Annotated in this window: 19 protein-coding genes; all 19 read left to right on the top strand. The window is 53.8% G+C overall.

The genetic code is table 11. The features are described 5' to 3' along the window. The 19 genes from SGLY_RS14535 to SGLY_RS14445 all read left to right on the top strand — a co-directional run bounded on the left by SGLY_RS14535 (position 1) and on the right by SGLY_RS14445 (position 17846). Positions 1 to 321, top strand: a complete 321-nt coding sequence (locus tag SGLY_RS14535) for an energy-coupling factor ABC transporter substrate-binding protein (protein ID WP_013625986.1) — start codon at positions 1 to 3, stop codon at positions 319 to 321. Then, positions 318 to 1115: a cobalt ECF transporter T component CbiQ gene (gene cbiQ / locus SGLY_RS14530; RefSeq protein WP_013625985.1), complete on the top strand. Its 798-nt coding sequence runs from the start codon at positions 318 to 320 to the stop codon at positions 1113 to 1115. Before SGLY_RS14535 ends, cbiQ begins: the two co-directional genes overlap by 4 nt. After that, complete coding sequence (locus SGLY_RS14525; protein WP_013625984.1) at positions 1112 to 1957, top strand: ATP-binding cassette domain-containing protein; 846 nt, start codon at positions 1112 to 1114, stop codon at positions 1955 to 1957. The genes cbiQ and SGLY_RS14525 overlap by 4 nt, the downstream gene beginning before the upstream one ends. Positions 1958 to 1975: 18 nt before the next feature. Further along, positions 1976 to 3112: a cobalt-precorrin-5B (C(1))-methyltransferase CbiD gene (cbiD, locus tag SGLY_RS14520; protein ID WP_013625983.1), complete on the top strand. Its 1137-nt coding sequence runs from the start codon at positions 1976 to 1978 to the stop codon at positions 3110 to 3112. Next, positions 3109 to 3822 carry a precorrin-2 C(20)-methyltransferase gene (cobI, locus tag SGLY_RS14515; RefSeq protein ID WP_013625982.1) on the top strand — a complete coding sequence of 238 codons (714 nt, stop codon included), beginning with the start codon at positions 3109 to 3111 and terminating at the stop codon, positions 3820 to 3822. The genes cbiD and cobI overlap by 4 nt, the downstream gene beginning before the upstream one ends. Beyond that, a complete protein-coding gene (gene cobM, locus SGLY_RS14510) occupies positions 3819 to 4574 on the top strand; it encodes a precorrin-4 C(11)-methyltransferase (protein ID WP_013625981.1) in 756 nt (251 codons plus the stop codon). Before cobI ends, cobM begins: the two co-directional genes overlap by 4 nt. After that, positions 4571 to 5611: a cobalt-precorrin 5A hydrolase gene (locus SGLY_RS14505; protein ID WP_013625980.1), complete on the top strand. Its 1041-nt coding sequence runs from the start codon at positions 4571 to 4573 to the stop codon at positions 5609 to 5611. Before cobM ends, SGLY_RS14505 begins: the two co-directional genes overlap by 4 nt. A 27-nt stretch (positions 5612 to 5638) precedes the next feature. Further along, a complete protein-coding gene (cobJ, locus tag SGLY_RS14500) occupies positions 5639 to 6373 on the top strand; it encodes a precorrin-3B C(17)-methyltransferase (protein WP_013625979.1) in 735 nt (244 codons plus the stop codon). Then, positions 6360 to 7250 (top strand): precorrin-6A reductase, encoded by an 891-nt coding sequence (gene cobK, locus SGLY_RS14495; RefSeq protein WP_013625978.1) that lies wholly within the window; start codon positions 6360 to 6362, stop codon positions 7248 to 7250. Before cobJ ends, cobK begins: the two co-directional genes overlap by 14 nt. Next, positions 7171 to 8154 carry a porphobilinogen synthase gene (hemB, locus tag SGLY_RS14490; protein ID WP_013625977.1) on the top strand — a complete coding sequence of 328 codons (984 nt, stop codon included), beginning with the start codon at positions 7171 to 7173 and terminating at the stop codon, positions 8152 to 8154. The genes cobK and hemB overlap by 80 nt, the downstream gene beginning before the upstream one ends. Further along, complete coding sequence (gene hemL, locus SGLY_RS14485; protein WP_013625976.1) at positions 8154 to 9434, top strand: glutamate-1-semialdehyde 2,1-aminomutase; 1281 nt, start codon at positions 8154 to 8156, stop codon at positions 9432 to 9434. The genes hemB and hemL overlap by 1 nt, the downstream gene beginning before the upstream one ends. 23 nt (positions 9435 to 9457) lie before the next feature. Continuing rightward, positions 9458 to 9820 carry a sirohydrochlorin chelatase gene (locus tag SGLY_RS14480; protein ID WP_013625975.1) on the top strand — a complete coding sequence of 121 codons (363 nt, stop codon included), beginning with the start codon at positions 9458 to 9460 and terminating at the stop codon, positions 9818 to 9820. A 16-nt stretch (positions 9821 to 9836) separates the two neighbouring features. Beyond that, positions 9837 to 11051 carry a bifunctional cobalt-precorrin-7 (C(5))-methyltransferase/cobalt-precorrin-6B (C(15))-methyltransferase gene (locus SGLY_RS14475; RefSeq protein ID WP_013625974.1) on the top strand — a complete coding sequence of 405 codons (1215 nt, stop codon included), beginning with the start codon at positions 9837 to 9839 and terminating at the stop codon, positions 11049 to 11051. Next, a complete protein-coding gene (locus SGLY_RS14470; RefSeq protein WP_013625973.1) occupies positions 11048 to 12433 on the top strand; it encodes a cobyrinic acid a,c-diamide synthase CobB in 1386 nt (461 codons plus the stop codon). Before SGLY_RS14475 ends, SGLY_RS14470 begins: the two co-directional genes overlap by 4 nt. 76 nt (positions 12434 to 12509) lie before the next feature. Beyond that, entirely contained in the window at positions 12510 to 13475 is a 966-nt protein-coding gene (gene cbiB / locus SGLY_RS14465) for an adenosylcobinamide-phosphate synthase CbiB (protein ID WP_013625972.1), read from the top strand. A gap of 19 nt (positions 13476 to 13494) precedes the next feature. Beyond that, positions 13495 to 14580: a pyridoxal phosphate-dependent aminotransferase gene (locus SGLY_RS14460; protein WP_041445464.1), complete on the top strand. Its 1086-nt coding sequence runs from the start codon at positions 13495 to 13497 to the stop codon at positions 14578 to 14580. Next, positions 14555 to 15685, top strand: a complete 1131-nt coding sequence (locus SGLY_RS14455; RefSeq protein ID WP_013625970.1) for an alkaline phosphatase family protein — start codon at positions 14555 to 14557, stop codon at positions 15683 to 15685. Before SGLY_RS14460 ends, SGLY_RS14455 begins: the two co-directional genes overlap by 26 nt. A gap of 15 nt (positions 15686 to 15700) precedes the next feature. Then, positions 15701 to 17221: a cobyric acid synthase gene (locus SGLY_RS14450; protein ID WP_013625969.1), complete on the top strand. Its 1521-nt coding sequence runs from the start codon at positions 15701 to 15703 to the stop codon at positions 17219 to 17221. Continuing rightward, positions 17214 to 17846 carry a precorrin-8X methylmutase gene (locus SGLY_RS14445; RefSeq protein ID WP_013625968.1) on the top strand — a complete coding sequence of 211 codons (633 nt, stop codon included), beginning with the start codon at positions 17214 to 17216 and terminating at the stop codon, positions 17844 to 17846. The genes SGLY_RS14450 and SGLY_RS14445 overlap by 8 nt, the downstream gene beginning before the upstream one ends. Positions 17847 to 17867 lie beyond the last annotated feature (21 nt).

Genomic DNA, 17867 nt, shown 5'->3' with positions numbered 1-17867 from the left:
ATGGGGACAATTGAAAAGAAGAATAAGAATGTTACATTAAGAAATAATTTGTTATTAATTGCTTTAGTGGTTATTCTGGCCGTTGTTCCTATCTTCCTGGCTAAAGGCGCTGAATTTGGCGGTTCTGATGATCAGGCGGAAGCCGCGATCACGGAAATCAATCCGGATTACCAGCCCTGGTTCTCTTCAGTATGGGAACCGCCCAGCGGGGAGATTGAAAGCCTGCTTTTTGCCCTGCAGGCAGCCTTGGGAGCGGGTATCGTGGGCTATTATTTGGGTTTTGTCCGGGGCAGAAGCAAAAGAGAAAGCGAAAAACAATGATCAATATCGACCAGTATGCTTATGCGTCTAAACTCAAAAACACGGATCCCAGGCAAAAGCTGTTATTTGCTTTGCTTACCCTGGGGGTTTGTCTCTGGGCAAACTCGGTGGCCGTCTCTATGCTGGTCCTATTGATGATGGGATGGGCTACCGTCTATCAAGGGGGTACTCCTTTTTCCCTCTTTAGCAAATTACTAATGGCTCCGATGACCTTTCTGCTGTTGGGCATTATCGCCATTGCCGTGAATCTCGGGGGAGACAAAGAAATTTTTTTGTTTTCCGTAACACTGGGCAGGATGTATCTGGGGGTAACACAGGCCGGTCTGCAGACGGCCCTGCATTTGTTCTTTAAAGCGCTGGGTTCCGTATCCTGTCTGTATTATTTATCCCTAAGCACGCCCATGACGGATGTATTGGCTGTTCTTCGCCGTTTAAAGGTTCCTCGCCTCCTGGTTGAGATGATGGGGCTGATTTACAGGTTTATCTTTGTTTTTCTGGAAACGGCGGAAAATATGCTGACCGCCCAGAATTCCCGCTTGGGCTATGCTACCTTGCCTGCAGGATACCGTTCTCTGGCGGCGCTGATGTCCAACCTCTTTATCCGCGCCTATAAGCGGTCCGACGAGCTGTATACGGCACTGGAGGCCCGGGGGTATGACGGGGAACTCAATGTGCTTGAGGAAACTTCCTGTCCCTTCAGGTGGACCGGACTTTTGCCGGCAGTCGGCTTGAACTGTTTTCTGGTATTGTGTACCCTGTATTTAAGGCAATATGGAGAAGGAGGGATTTGGTGAAAGACAATATCCTGGAGGTGCAGGATCTCAGTTATGTCTATGCCGACGGCACCAAGGCGCTTCATCAAATAAATCTGGAGATCAGGAACGGGAAAACCACGGCCGTTCTGGGCGGGAATGGAGCCGGGAAGTCGACTTTGTTTCTGAATCTCAATGGAATTCTAAAACCTTCCTCGGGCCGAATATTATTTGGCGGCAAGCCTTTAGAATATTCCCACGGAGGTTTGCGGGAACTGCGCAGGAGAGTCGGAATTGTATTTCAGGACCCCGATACCCAGTTGTTTTCCGCCAGTGTTTATCAAGATATTTCTTTTGGGCCGGTCAATATGAAACTGCCCGAGCAGGAGGTGCGGCGGCGGGTGGAGGGAGCCCTGGCCAGAACCGGGATCAGCCATCTAAAAGATAAAGCCACGCACTGTCTGAGCTTCGGACAGAAGAAACGGGTGGCCATCGCCGGAATCCTGGCCATGGAACCGGAGGTCCTGGTCTTGGATGAACCCACGGCCGGGCTTGATCCCATGGGCTCAAGCGAGATCATGAAACTGATGATGGAAACCCAAAAGGAGCTTGGCATTTCCGTGGTGATTGCCACCCACGATATTGATATTGTACCTTTATACTGTGACCGGGCTTACGTCCTGAATGAAGGAAAGGTTATTATGGGCGGTACCCCCACAGAGGTTTTTTCTAGAAAAGAACTGGTTCGGAGCGTGCACCTGCGGCTTCCCCGGATCGGGCACCTGATGGAAATCCTTCAGGAAAAGGATGGTTGGGGTATAGCAAACGCTTTCACCATATCTGAAGCCCGCAGGGCATTTCAGAACTGGAAGGATAGCCGGTGAAGAGATGGGGCGGCCAAAATGAAGGATAATGATCTTGGAAAAAGAAAGCTCCGAACAGGGGTTACGACAGGCTCCTGCGCAGCTGCGGCAGCCAAAGCCGCGGTTCTGATGCTGCTTACCGGTCAAAGCCGCAGTTCGGTTCATATTGAGACGCCGAAAGGGGTTGAGCTTACCCTGCCGGTTCGGGATGTCGAAATCAGGGAAGGCCGGGTATCCTGCGCGGTTCCCAAAGACAGCGGGGATGATCCGGATATCACCAACGGCATCATGGTCTGTGCCACGGTAGAGAAAACAGGGCGGGAATCAATCTCTATTACGGGCGGGGAAGGGATCGGCATTGTCACCAAACCGGGTCTGGCTTGTCCGGTCGGTGAAGCGGCCATAAATCCCGTGCCCAGGCAAATGATTTTTGCCGAAACCCGGAACGTATGCCGTAATCTGAATTACAGCGGTGGTTTGGCCATCAGGATCTCCGTGCCAGGGGGAGAAAAGATCGCTCAAAAAACCTTTAATCCCCGTCTGGGTATTGAGGGGGGAATCTCGATTTTGGGGACGACGGGAATTGTGGAGCCGATGAGTGAAAAAGCCTGGATCGACACCATTTATCTGGAAATGAAGGTACACCGGGCCGGCGGCAGTGAGAATCTGTTGGTCTGTCCGGGAAATTACGGGCAGAATTTTATCCGTGCTTCTCTGGGGATCAACCCGGCGAAAGCAATTAAATGCAGCAATTATCTCGGAGAAATGCTGGATTTTGCCCGAGAACTGGATTTTGGAAACCTTCTTTTGATCGGGCATGCCGGGAAGCTGGTCAAGCTGGCTGCCGGGATCATGAACACTCACTCCCGGCACGCGGACGCCCGCATGGAAATCCTGGCGGCCCATGCCGCTTTGCAGGGGGCGGGAACAGAGCAGGTCAAACATCTCATGACCTGCAACACCACGGAAGAAGCGGCCGCTTATCTCATTGCCCAGGGTTTAAGCGGGCAGGTTTTTCCCTCTGTCATGAAGAAGATCGCCGAGCATGTGCAAAACCGTGTTCAGGGCAGCTTGAAAACCGCTGTGATCCTTTTTACCAATGAACACGGCATATTGGGGAAAACAGAGGGAGCGGATGACATATTGATGAAAATGAAAGAAACAGGGCGTGTATGACAATGAGAACAAAGGGGAAATTATACGGAGTAGGGGTAGGACCCGGTGATCCGGAGCTCCTGACCCTAAAAGCGCTGAGAGTGATCAGGGAGGCGGAGATTATCGCCGTGCCCAAAACAGAGGGGAAAACCATCACCGCTCTTGCGGTGGTGCAGTCCGTCTGCGATTTTTCGGATAAAGAAATATTAGAAGTCTATATGCCCATGACCAGAGAAAAAACCGTGCTTTGGGAAAACCACCGGAAGGGGGCGGCGGAACTCACCCGGAGGCTTGCCGCCGGTCAAACTGTCGCTTTTTTGACTTTGGGCGATCCCTCCATTTATTCTACCTACATTTATTTGCACAAACAGGTTTTGGAAGCGGGTTTTCAGGCCGAACTGATTGCCGGAGTCCCCTCCTTCTGTGCTGTGGCCGCCAGGTTAAATGACTCGCTTTGTGCCGGAGCCGAACCTTTACATATCATCCCGGCGTCTTACCCGGGACTGGCCGAATCCCTGAACTGGCCGGGAACAAAAGTCCTGATGAAATCCGGTTTGGCCTTTGCCGGTGTCAGGGAATATTTGAAAGACAGCGGGCTGCTTTCCCACTCGGCCATGGTGGAACGCTGCGGAATGGATGGGGAGAAAGTGTATCCCGACCTGCGGGAAGCGGACGAGAAAACCAGCTATTTTTCCATTATTGTAGTCAAGGACAAGGAGAGAAAGCCATGATCTATTTTATTGGCGCGGGACCCGGAGCGGTCGACCTGATCACGGTCAGGGGAAAAGAAATGCTGGAGAAAGCGGATCTGATTGTTTACGCCGGCTCTCTGGTCAATCCGGAACTGCTGCACTACGCCAAACCGGGCTGCGTTTTTCTGGACAGTGCCGGGCTGACCTTGGAGCAAGTTCTTGCCGCCATGGCCCCGGCCGCGCAGGAGGGTAAGGTCGTGGTCAGGCTGCATACCGGGGACCCCAGTCTTTACGGAGCGATCAAAGAACAGATGGACAGGCTTGATGCCTTGGCCCTTCCCTATCAGATCGTCCCGGGTGTCAGTTCCTTTTGCGCGGCGGCTGCCGCTCTTCGGGCCGAATACACCTTGCCCGACGTCAGCCAAAGTCTGATCATTACCCGGTTGGAAGGCAGGACACCTGTACCGCCGCGGGAGGATATCTCCTTGCTGGCCGCCCATCAGGCTTCTATGGCCGTTTTTTTGAGCTTGGGAAGGATTGGGGAATTGGCGGAACGCCTGCTCCAGGGGGGCTATGCCAAAGATGCTCCGGCCGCTATTGTGTATAAGGCCTCCTGGCCGGACGAAAGGGTTTTTGTCTGTACCGTCGGCACGCTGGCCGAGACCGCGGAAGCACACAAGATCCAAAAGACCGCCTTAGTTTTGGTAGGGGATTTTTTGAAGCCCCAGTACAGCCGTTCCAAACTTTATGACCCTCAGTTTGCTCACGGGTTCCGGGAGGCTTCACCATGAAAGCTTCTGTCTTTTCGTTTACACGAAACGGCGCCGGATTGGGCCTGCAGTTAAAAGATCTCCTCCAAGCCCAAGAATATGAGGTCGGGATTTATTCCGCCAAAGCACTTTCCGAACCGCTTGAAGGGCCCAAAGGGTATGACCCGGACCTGAACACAGTTGTAAAGCAGGCTTTTCAATCCTGTTCTCTGCTTGTTTTTATCGGGGCCTGCGGCATAGCTGTCCGGCTGATTGCCCCCTATATTCGGGACAAGCGGAGCGATCCGGCGGTCATTTGCTTGGATGAGAAAGGCACGTTCGTTATTCCCTTGCTTTCCGGACATATCGGGGGAGCAAACAAGCTGGCCCTTTTTATTGCGGAGCAGACCGGGGCCCAGCCTGTGGTCACGACGGCCACCGATCTTCACGGTCTCATGGCTGTAGACCTCTGGGCGGCAGAGCATAACCTTTATATTCAGGATATGGAAGCCGCCAAAAAAATCTCGGCTTTATTTCTGGAAGGAAAGACCGTCGGCTTAGAGTCCGAATTTGAAATCGCAGGAGAGGTTCCTCCGTATATTCTGTCTGGAAGGAACAGCCCGGTGGGGATTTGCATAGCGCTTGACGACCGGCGCAAGCCTTTTGCCACCACTCTGAATCTGATCCCCAGGATCGCTTGTCTGGGGTTGGGCTGCCGGAAAGGGGTGAGCCTTAACGTGATCGAAGAACTGGTGGAAGACGTCCTCGGGGAGGAACATATTTCCCGGCGGGCGATTGCGGGAATCGCGACAATTGATTTGAAAAAGGAAGAAACAGGATTGCGGGAGCTTGCGGCAAAATACCGGCTGCCTTTGATTGCCTTTACGGCCCGGGAACTGGGGTCTGTTTGCGGGGAATTTACGGAGTCTCCTTTTGTCCGGCAGGTTGCCGGAATCGGCAATGTTTGTGAGAGAGCAGCGGTATTGCTCAGCGGCAACGGCAAACTGATCGTCCCCAAAAGGGTGCAAAACGGTGTAACGCTTGCTGTAGCCCAAAAAAACTGGAAAGTTGATTTTTAAAATCGTTGGGGGACAAGGAGAACAAGAATGAAACTATTTGTGGTCGGACTGGGACCGGGAGGAGCCGAACAGATAACACCAAGAGCAATGGCGGTTTTAAACCAATGTGATGTGATTGCGGGGTATACGGTATACATAGACCTGATTAGGGAGCTGTTTCCCGGTAAAAGACTGCTGGACACCCCGATGAAGCAAGAAGAAAAGCGCTGCCGGCTGGCAATCGAGGAAGCGCTTTCCGGAAATACCGTAGCGCTGGTTTCCAGCGGAGATGCCGGAGTGTACGGAATGGCGGGCATCATGTATGAAACCGCCCGGGAATTTCCGGAAATCGAAATCGAAGTGGTTGCGGGCATCACGGCCGCCTGCAGCGGAGGAGCCTTGCTGGGGGCGCCTCTCAGCCATGATTTTGCGGTGATTTCCCTGAGCGACTTGCTCACTCCCTGGGAGAAAATCGAGGCCAGGCTGCAGGCGGCCGCTCAGGCTGATTTTGTCATTTGTCTTTATAATCCCGCCAGTAAAAAGCGTTCGGACTATCTGGCCAGGGCCAGTGAGATCATTATGCGGTTTCAAAGCGGAGACCTGCCCGCCGGGATTGTCCGAAATATAGGCCGGGAAGACGAGAGCTGGCAGGTGACCACCCTGGCCGCCTTAAGAGAAATACCGGTCGACATGTTCACCACTGTCATGATCGGCAATTCCCAGACCCGGATCATCCGCGGAAAAATGGTCACGCCGAGAGGATACCGCTATGAGGAGACCTGAACAGCCTGTACTTTGGATCATCGCCGGGACCACTGAGGGCCGAAAGCTTGTGGAAAGCCTGGCCGCCTGTGATGTTACCCTCTACGTATCTCTGGCTACAGATTATGGGTTGTCCTTCTTTCCGGAGAAAGAAAATGTCCGGGTGGAGGCCAAACGCCTCAGCCCGGAAGAGATGGTCTCATTTCTGCGAACCAGGCGTCCCGATTGTGTCATCGATACAACTCATCCTTACGCCCAAAAGGTCACTTCCGGTATTGACCGCGCCTGCCGGAAGACGGGCACCCGCTATATCCGCCTGCTCCGGCCGGCAGCCGGAGAGGGAGGATCTATCCGGGTACGGGATACAGTTCAGGCTGCGGCTATCCTGAGGGAGACAAAGGGGAACGTTTTTCTGGCCTGCGGCAGCAAAGAAATCCAAGCCTTTACCTCTCTGCCGGATTTTGCTGAAAGGGTGTATGCCCGGATACTGCCGGCCCCGGAGAGTTTGGAGAAGTGTTTGTCCCTCGGGTTTAAGCATTCTCATATGATTTGCATGCAGGGCCCGTTTTCCAGAGAACTCAATGCGGCGATGCTTAAAGCAACCGCCGCGGCCTGGCTGGTCACCAAAGACTCGGGGGAAATCGGCGGCTATCATCAGAAAATTGAAGCGGCCGGGGACCTGGGAATCCCCGTGGTCGTGATCGGCAGGCCTGAAGAAGGTGAAGGGTTGAGCTTCGCCCAAGTGGTTCAGAAGCTGCAAACGGAATATGGCTTGACAATAAATGATGTTTCATTGTGCCGAAAGGAGGACGGGCGAGATGGAAATCACGATAAGGCCGAGAAGGCTGCGCACGGATCCTGTCAGGAGAGCTCTGGTCAGGGAAACCCGGATCAATAAAAGTGCCTTGATCCTGCCTCTTTTTATCCGGGAAGGAAAAGGAATCCAAGAAGATATCCCTTCCCTGGAAGGGCAAAAACGGTATAGCCCGGACCTGCTTCCTTATGCGCTGGAGACCGTGATAAAGGCTGGAATCAAAAATATCCTGCTTTTCGGGATCCCCTTGACCAAAGACGGCGTCGGAAGCGGCGCTTATGCCGAAAACGGGGTTGTTCAGCAAGCGGTGCGGGCCGCGAAAAAAAACTTCCCCGAGATCAGTGTGATCACCGATGTCTGTCTTTGCGAATATACGGACCATGGGCACTGCGGGCTGCTCAAAGGGGATACGGTGGATAATGACGCCACCCTTCCTTTACTTGCCCAAACAGCCCTGTCTCATGTAGAGGCCGGAGCGGACATTGTCGCCCCGTCGGATATGATGGACGGGCGGGTTAACGTAATCAGACAGGTCTTGGACAGAGCGGGGTTTACCGATAAAGCCATCATGTCTTACGCGGTGAAGTACGCTTCCGCATTTTATGGTCCTTTCCGGGAAGCGGCCGGATCAGCTCCGGCTTTCGGGGACAGAAAGAGCTATCAGATGGACTACCACAATGGGAGAGAGGCAGTGAAGGAGGCCGGTCTGGATATTGCGGAAGGAGCAGATATCCTGATGGTCAAACCGGCGCTGTCCTATCTGGACGTTGTTTCCGACCTGAAAGCCCGGTTTCACCTGCCTCTGGCCGCTTATAGCGTAAGCGGCGAATATGCCATGATCAAGGCGGCTGCCCGGGCGGGGTTGATCGATGAGGCGGCCATGGTCTGTGAAACGGCGGCCAGTGTGTTCCGGGCGGGGGCGGATATCCTGATTACCTATTATGCTTTGGAGATTGCCCAATTTATCGATGAAGGAAGGATAGGCTGATGACGAGATCAGAGGAATTATTTCTTCAAGCCCAAACCCTGATGCCGGGGGGAGTAAACAGCCCCGTCCGCGCTTTCCAATCTGTCGGGAGCAGCCCGCGCTTTATCGGGAGAGCCAAGGGTTCCCGGATTTATGATGTCGACGGAAATGAATATCTTGATTATATCGGGTCCTGGGGTCCGCTGATTCTGGGACATGCCCGCCCAGAAGTGGTGCAGGCTGTGGCTCGCTCGGCGGAGAACGGACTGAGTTTCGGCGCGGCTACCGGGGCGGAGGTCACCATGGCTGAGCTGATCTGTGAGCTGGTGCCGTCGGTGGAAATGGTGCGGCTGGTGAATTCCGGTACGGAAGCTGTGATGAGTGCGCTGAGGCTGGCCAGGGGTTATACGGGAAGAGACAAGATCATCAAGTTTGCGGGCTGCTACCACGGGCATAGCGATGCCATGCTGGTCAAAGCCGGGTCCGGTGTGATGACGGCCGGTGTCCCCGACAGCCTGGGTGTCCCGGCGGGGTGTGCCAATGATACCCTGACAGCGGTATACAATGATTTGGAAAGTGTTGTTTCTCTCTTTGAACAAAATAAGGGCCAGGTTGCCGCAGTGATCCTGGAGCTTGTTCCCGCGAATATGGGGGTTGTTTTGCCCCGGGAGGGCTTCCTGCCGGGACTGCAAAAACTGTGCCGGGACAACGGAGCTCTGATGATCGCGGATGAAGTGATCACCGGATTCCGCCTGGGGACGGGCGGGGCCCAGGAGCATTACGGGATTGTTCCCGACCTCACGACGTTCGGGAAGATTATCGGCGGGGGACTGCCGGTAGGAGCTTACGGCGGCAGGAAAGAAGTCATGGAAATGATTGCGCCCAGCGGCGCTGTCTATCAGGCAGGGACCTTAAGCGGTAATCCTGTGGCTATGGCCGCCGGGATAACCCAGCTCACTATTCTGAAAGAAAACCCCCGGATTTATTTCGACCTGGAGGCTCTGGGGCAAAGGCTGAGAGAAGGCTTGAAAACGATCATTGAAGCTCATGGGGTGAATGCTTCTGTCACAGGTATCGGCTCACTTTCCTGCCTGTTCTTTAGCGGGAAGGAAGTCAGAAATGATACGGAAGCCAGGCAAAGCGATACGGAGAGATACAGGACCTATTTTAACTTCATGCTGAGCCGGGGAATTTATTTTGCCCCATCTCAGTTTGAGGCTGTTTTTATCTCGGCTGCCCATACTCCGGAGGATATCGACGATACTCTGGCCTGTGCGGAAGAGGTTCTGAAAAAGAGTTGAACGGTTTAAAGGAGAGAATGAAAATGACGGGTATTTTGATACTGGCCCACGGGAGCAGGGAAAAAGAGACGGAAGAGACTCTGGAAAATATTGTGGGTATGGTGAAACGAATTCTGGGTTTGAAGTACGTGGAAAAAGCTTTCCTGCAATTTTCCGAAACCAACCTGGAGCAAGGACTAAATAAACTCATTGGGCAGGGGATCAAAGACATTAAAGTTATTCCTTATTTTCTTTTTGAAGGCGTCCATATCAAAGAAGATATTCCCAAGGAGATCAATGAATTTTTACAGGGTTATTCCGATGTCCGGATCACGTTCGGACGGACTCTGGGTACGGATAACCGGCTGGCCGAAGTACTGGCGGACCGGGTGAAGGAAGTCATTTAGACAGGTGGGAAGGAAAATGCCCAGAATCAATATTGTCGGGATCGGACCCGGCGACAGGAAGACAATGACGGAGGAAGCCGTAGGGGCCATTCAAAACAGCCGCTATCTGATCGGGGACAAGCGGGTCTTAGAACCCTTTGAACATTTCCGGAAAGAGATGTTTTACTCCAGCAATGTCAAGGAAATCAACAACTATTTGACCGGCCTGGGGCAAGAGGAAGAAGCGTCTGTCCTTGTTTCCGGGGATGTCGGCTTTTACAGCCTGGCCAAGCGCCTGCTGGAGACCGGAAAGCGGGAGGAGATCAGATTGATTTGCGGTCTCAGCTCTCTGCAGGTATTTTGTTCCCGACTCGGGATACCCTGGCAGGATGTCAATGTCCTGAGCCTGCACGGGCGAGACGGCAATGTCCTGAACCGGGTGATGCGGCATCGGACTGTTTTCATCATGACCGGAGGTTCCTGCACGCCGGCGGCGGTGTGCAGGGAACTCTGCCGGTCCGGGCTGGAAACTGTCCGGGTCAGTGTCGGAGAAAACCTGTCTTATCCGGGGGAGCGGATCACGACGGGGACTGCGGAAGCCCTGGCTGAGGAAGATTTTGCCGAGTTAAGCGTAATGCTGGTGTTTAACAACAGCCCGGTCCAAGGGGAGTTGACCACCTCCGGGCTGCCGGACGGGATGTTCATTCGGGGAGATGCCCCCATGACCAAACAGGAGATCCGGGCGGTCGTCCTGTCCAAGCTGCAGCTTGCCGCCGGTGATACAGTTTATGATATCGGCGCGGGGACTGGTTCGGTAGCGGTGGAGATGGCCTTGCGGCTTACGGAAGGTACGGTGTTTGCGATCGAAAAAGAACCGGGGGCAGTGGACCTTCTTCAGCAGAACAAGCAGAAGTTTGCCGCGTATAACCTGCATATTCTTCAGGCTGCCGCTCCGGAAGGACTGGCCGCGCTTCCTTGTCCCGACAAGGCTTTTATTGGGGGGAGCGGTGGTCGGCTAAAGGATATCCTGGACCTGGTTTATGCCAAAAACCCCCGGGCCAGGGTAGTGCTCACGGCCATTACGCTGCAGACGCTTACTCAGGCTGCCGCTTATTATGAGGGCAGGACTGACCTTAAAGCGGAGATCATCCAGGTCGGGATTTCCAAAGCCCAAAAACTTGGCGGTTATCACTTGCTGACCGGCCAAAATCCGGTGTTTGTGATTACGGCGGAAAGCGGGGCCTTGGCATGAAAGCAAAGATCCCCCGTTTGATGTTCAGTGCGTTCAACAGCGGCGGCGGCAAAACCACGATCACCTGTGCCATCCTCCAGGCTTTGCTGACTAAAGGGTTGACCCCGGCCGCTTTTAAATGCGGCCCCGATTATATTGATCCGATGTTTCATTCCGAGGTGACCGGGGTAAAAGCCAGGAACCTGGACGTATTCCTGCTTCCGGAAGGGGTATGCCGTTACCTTCTGGTGCGGAATTCCCGGACCGCCGATCTGGCCATTCTGGAAGGGGCAATGGGATATTACGACGGGTTGGGAGCCGACAGTACGACAGCCAGTTCTTACCACCTGGCCCGGGTCACCGGGACGCCGGTCGTCCTGATCGTGGACGGCAAAGGTTCCTCCCTTTCCCTGGCGGCTTTGATCCAGGGTTTTATCCGCTTCAGGCCGGAAAGCAATATCCGGGGGATTATTTTGAACCGTCTCTCTCCGGGGATGTTCCCTCTCTACCGGAAAATGATCGAGAAGGAAACAGGTATACCGGTGCTGGGCTATTTTCCTTACCACAAGGAGCTTTCATTGGCAAGCAGGCACCTGGGGCTGATTACCGCTGCGGAGGTCGAGGATCTCCGGGAAAAGACCGTCAGGCTGGGGCAGCAGGCCGCAGGGACGATTGATCTGGCGGCCTTGCTGGAAATCGCCGCAGGGGCCGAGGATATCCGTTATGAGGATCAACCGGTGCTCAGAAAAGGCGAGGTTACGGTTGCGGTGGCCCGGGATAAGGCTTTCTGTTTTTATTACCAGGACAGCCTGGAGCTGTTGGAGGAGATGGGGGCCAAAATCCGCTATTTCAGCCCGCTTCAGGACACAGCACTGCCGGAATGCGACGGGCTGATTTTAGGAGGGGGTTATCCTGAGGTCTTTGCCCGGGAACTGGCGGAAAATACCAGGATGAAGGCCAGCCTTAAAGCGGCCTTAAAGCGGCGGACTCCTTGTCTTGCCGAGTGCGGCGGCTTCATGTATTTGCTGGAGGAGATCACCGATCAGGAAGGGAAACACCACGAAATGACCGGGGCGATCAGAGGGAAGGCCTTCATGACGGAAAAATTAAACCGCTTTGGCTATATTACTCTGACCTCCGGCAACCATAACCTGCTATCGGAAAAAGGCGGGCAAATCAATGCCCATGAATTCCATTATTCGGATTCCACGGCCAACGGCAGTGCTTTTCAGGCCAGAAAACCTACCCGTAACATGGAATGGGACTGTATCCAAGCAGATGCGAATTTGTTTGCGGGCTACCCGCACCTCCACCTCTGGGGAAATATCCGGTTTGCCGTCAGCTTTGTGGAAAAATGCATCGCCTATCGATCCCGGAAGAGGAAAGAGAACACAAAAAAATGAAACCAATTCGAAAAAGGGCAGACACAATGAGGAAAACATTTAAAGCAAATCCCAAGCACTGGAGAGAGGAGCAGAAATGATGGCGGCAGCTTCTCTGCTTACCGGTTACTTGCTGGACCTTCTTTTCGGGGACCCCCAGTGGCTGCCTCATCCCGTCAGGGGGATGGGCCTGCTGATTTCCAGGGGAGAAGCGTTCTTGCGGCGGCTGAGCTGCAGGACGCCCCAAAGCCAATGGATCTGCGGTCTATTGTTGACCCTGCTGGTCGCGGCAGTATCCTTTATTCTGCCTGATGTCCTGTTGAAGCTGGCCCGGGCCAGCAGCCCGCTTCTGGGGTACGGCCTGGAATCCCTGATGTGTTATCAGATTCTGGCCACAAAGTCCCTGAAGGTTGAAAGTATGCGGGTTTATCGTGAACTGATTCGGGGGGACCTGCCGGCGGCCAGGGAGAAGCTTTCCCGGATCGTCAGCCGGGACACGGCTCATCTGGATGTTTCTCAGGTCAGCAGAAGCACGGTGGAGACAATTGCCGAAAACACCTCGGACGGGGTGGTCGCTCCTCTGCTGTTTATCCTGATCGGCGGAGCACCTCTGGGCTTTCTGTATAAAGCAATCAATACCTTGGATTCCATGATTGGTTATAAAAACGAAAAATACCTGTACTTCGGTAAATTCGCGGCCAAGCTGGATGATGCCGCCAATTTTATCCCGGCGCGGCTGGCCGCGTATTTTATGCTCTTGGCGGCTTGTTTGTCCGGTTATGACACAAAAAACGCCTGGAGGATTTACCGCCGGGACAGGATGAAACATACCAGTCCCAATTCTGCCCAGACTGAAGCGGTTTGCGCCGGTGCCCTGAACATTCAACTGGCAGGGAATAACTATTATTTTGGCAAGCTTCTCTCAAAGCCTACGATCGGTGATAACGGCAGGCCTGTTGAAGCGGAAGACATTCTGAGAGCCAACAGATTGCTCTATGTAACGTCGGCGCTGGCCTTAACGGCAGCAATCGGAATCCACATAATTTTACTGAAGTTCTTATAGAAAAGGCCGGTGAACTGTGGTGTATAAATACGTTCATGGCGGAGATATTTATTCCGTGCAAGCGAACAGGCCGGGGGACTATCTCGATTTTTCCGTCAATGTCAACCCCCTGGGCCTGCCGGAAGCGGTAAAAGCCGCAGTGGCCGCCGCAACCGAAGAATGCCGGAATTATCCGGACCCCTTCTGCCGGGAACTTCGCGCGGCATTGGCCGGGTGGGAAAAGATCAACTGGGATGATATTTTCTGCGGGAATGGGGCTTCGGAGATTATTTTCAGGCTTGCCCTGGCGATCAAGCCCAGAAAGGCCCTGCTTCTGGCACCGACCTTTGCCGATTATGCGAGGGCCCTCCAGACCGTAGGGTGCGGTATCGAATATTATGATCTCCGGGCAGAAACGGAGTTCCGGGTGCGGGAAGACTATTCTGCTTATCTTACCCGGGAGATTGACATGGCCGTGATCTGCAACCCCAATAATCCGACTGGGCAGTTGTGTTCAAAAGCTTTTTTGAAAAGAGTCCTGGCTGAATGCCGGGAGAAGAACATCTTCGTCCTGGTGGATGAGTGTTTCATGGATTTTACCGATCATCCGGAAAAGTATTCCGTTCGGGAGTACCTGAAAGACTGTCCGAATCTGATCATCCTGAAAGCGTTCACTAAGCTTTACGCCATGGCCGGAATCAGGCTGGGCTATGCCCTGACGGTCAACCGTGATGTGCTGGACCGCCTAAAGCTGTGCGGACCGGACTGGGCTGTCTCAAGCCTGGCCCAGGCTGCGGGGATTTGCGCCCTGCGGCAGGAGGACTATGTTCAACAAAGCAAACTTCTGGTTCAAACGGAAAGGGAGTTCCTGATCCGGGAACTGACCGCTCTGGGCCTGAAGGTATTCGGTTCCCGGGCCAATTACATTTTTTTTCTGACCGAGGGTGTCCCAGATCTGAGCCAAAAGCTTCTTGCTAAAGGGATCATCATCCGTTCCTGCGCGGATTATCTCAAATTGAATCCCTGCTTCTACCGGGTTGCCGTCAAGACAAGAGAGGAAAATAGAACATTGATTAACCGGATCAAGGATGTGATACAACATGAAAGCCGTGCTGGTTGTGATTGACGGACTGGCCGACCAGGCCATCCCGCAGCTCGATCACCGATCTTCTTACACTTTTGCCCGGCACCGGCACATGGACGCTCTGGCCGAAACCGGTTTTCACGGGTATCTGGACGTTTGTCCGGCGGGTTTTTTGCCCGAAAGCATGGTTTGTATTTTAAACCTGCTGGGCATTCGGAAGGAGTTTTATCCTTCGGGCAGAGCGGCACTGGAGATCCTGTCCCTGGGCTACCCTTTGGGTCAAGATGAGGTGGTCGCCAGGTGCAACCTGGTGGTTGCCGACCACCGGCGCAGGCTGGTATCTTTTAACGGAGGCTCTTTAAATAATGCCGAGATGGAAGAAGCGTCCCGCCTTATGGTCCGGGCGGCCTCCCCTGTTCGGTTTTTGCCGCTGGCGGGGTACAGAAACCTTCTGGTCCTGAAAAAGGACCAGCTTACCCGCCCTGACGCCCCGACTTTTCCTCCGCATGAATCCTTGGGTGAAAATGTGGATAGCCTGTTGGCGGCACTTTTTTCTTCATCCCCTGTCGCCAAAAATTTTGTGGAATTATCCGCAGAAAGCTTAAGCCGGTTCCACGGCCATGAGCGCCAATACCTGTTTTATCCCTGGGGGATCTCCCAGTCCGTGGAGCTGCCGGATTTCGCCGGGATTTACCGGTGCCGGGCGGCCGCGGTCTGCGCCGCCGATATCGCCAGGGGAATCGGGATCGCCTTGGGTATGGATGTTCCGGAGCTGCACGGTCTTACAGGGGATACGGATACCGATTTGCTGCTTAAAGCCAGAACAGCCTGTTCCCTTCTCCGTGACCATGAGTTTGTCTTTGTCCATATCAACGGAGCGGATGAGGCTTCCCACCGCTGCGACTACTGGGAAAAAGTCCGTTTTATTGAGCGGATTGACGAAGAATTCATCGCCTATCTGGTCAAGCATACGGCCCCCGGGACAAAACTGCTGATTTGCGCCGACCATGCTACCGACCCGCTGACAGGCAAGCACGCCCATCTTCCGGTGCCTGTCATTCTTAGCAGCCGGCAAAAAGAAAAGAAATTTTTGAACAGGGAAATCCTAACGCCGGCTGATGCCTTGCACTGCCTGTTGACGAAATAGAAAGAGGGGAAAGAGATGACTAAAGCAATCATGATTCAAGGAACAGCCTCCAATGCCGGAAAAAGTCTGATTACAGCCGGGCTTTGCCGGATATTGGCTCAGGACGGCTATTCGGTTGCGCCCTTTAAATCTCAGAACATGGCCCTCAATTCCTTTATTACTGGGGAAGGGCTGGAAATGGGCCGGGCGCAGGTTGTACAGGCCGAAGCCGCCGGCCTGGAACCCTCGGTGCTGATGAATCCTGTCCTCCTGAAACCCACCAGTGACCGGGGATCACAGGTGATCGTCCAGGGAGAGGTTGTCGGGACCATGACGGCGGCCGAATATTTCCGCTATAAGGTCTCGCTTGTCCCCATTATCCGCAAAGCCTATCAGGCCCTGGCTCAAAAGCATGAGATCATCGTGATTGAAGGGGCGGGAAGCCCTGCGGAGATCAACCTCAAGGAACAGGATATTGTCAATATGGGTATGGCCAGGATAGCCCGGGCTCCGGTCTTGCTCGTTGCGGATATCGACAGGGGCGGGGTTTTTGCCTCACTTTATGGAACGGTGATGCTGCTGGAAGAAGATGAACGAAAGCTGATCAAGGGGTCTGTCATCAATAAATTCCGGGGAGATCCGGAAATTTTAAAACCGGGATTAACCATGATTGAGGCCAAAACAGGAATTCCTGTTCTCGGTACGGTGCCGTATCTGGCAATCGATCTGGAAGATGAAGACAGCCTGGCTGACCGCTTCGATAGGGAGAAAACGGTGCGGACCGTGGATATTGCGGTGCTCAAACTGCCCCGCTTGTCCAATTTCACAGACTTTAACGTGTTGGAACTCCTGCCGGAAGTATCGCTTCGTTATGTCCGGAAAACAAGTGAGTTTGGGAACCCCGATCTGATCATCATTCCGGGAACAAAAAATACCATGGGCGACCTGCTGTGGCTCCGGCAAAACGGCCTGGAGGCGGAAATTCAAAAGTTTGCCGCCCGGGGCGCCGTTATCTTTGGTATCTGCGGAGGGTACCAGATGCTGGGGCATACTCTGGAAGATCCCTATGGAGTAGAACATGGAGGCACGCTGGCCGGGATGGGGCTGCTTGATATTTCCACAGTCTTTGCTTCCGCCAAAACCCGTACCCAAGTCCGCGGCAGATTCACCCGGCTGGAAGGGATACTCGAAGGATTGTCCGGGATTCCCTTCCACGGCTATGAAATTCACATGGGGATTTCCCCCGACAGCCTGGCACTGCCTTTAACTTTATTGGAAGATCTGAGCGGTTCGGCCGGAAAAAAAGCGGACGGAGGTCAAAAGGGGAATATTTTCGGCAGCTATGTTCATGGAATTTTTGATGATGAAGGGGTGGCCCAGGCCTTGGTCCGCTGCTTCCTCAAAAGTAAAGGCATAGAGGAAACCGGGGTCGGCCCGGTCAATTACCGGGCGTATAAGGACGGGCAGTATAATTTGTTGGCTGAAGCCCTGCGGCAGACACTGGATATGGACGCCATTTATACCATTTTGGAAGAAGGGATAGGACAGGATGTTTGAGCAGCTGACCCCTGAAGAAATCGAAAAGAGAAGTTTTGAAATCATCACCCGAGAACTGGAGGATACGGAGCTTGCTCCCGACCACGCCGACATCATCAAACGCGTCATTCATACCACCGCGGATTTTGATTATGTGCATAACCTTTATTTTTCCGACGGTGTGGTATCCAAAGCCCTTCGGGCCATCCAAAACGGGGTCTCGATCGTGACGGATACCCGCATGGCCAGGGCTGGGATTAATGCCCGGAGCCTGGCCCGTTTCGGCGGCGAAGTGTTTTGCTTCATGGCGGACGAAGATGTCGCGCTCAGAGCCAAAACCGAAAAAACGACCAGAGCTGCGGTCTGTATGGAAAAGGCCGTTTCTCTGAACAGGCCGCTGATTTTCGCCATCGGAAACGCGCCCACTGCGCTGATCAAGCTTCAGGCCCTGATCGAGCGGAAAGCGGTCCGACCGGAGCTGGTGATTGCGGTCCCGGTGGGCTTTGTCAATGTGGTTGAATCCAAGGAGCTCATGATGAGGACAGATGTTCCCCTCATTGTGGCCCGGGGCCGAAAAGGCGGCAGCAATGTTGCCGCCGCCATCTGCAACGCACTGATTTATAAACTCGGAAAACCGGAAAAATAAAAATTCTCCGGGATTGAGGAC

The sequence above is a fragment of the Syntrophobotulus glycolicus DSM 8271 genome, assembly GCF_000190635.1.
GTDB lineage: Bacteria > Bacillota > Desulfitobacteriia > Desulfitobacteriales > Syntrophobotulaceae > Syntrophobotulus > Syntrophobotulus glycolicus.
Note: the sequence above shows the minus strand (reverse complement) of the source record. Positions and strands in the feature narration are given on the sequence as shown.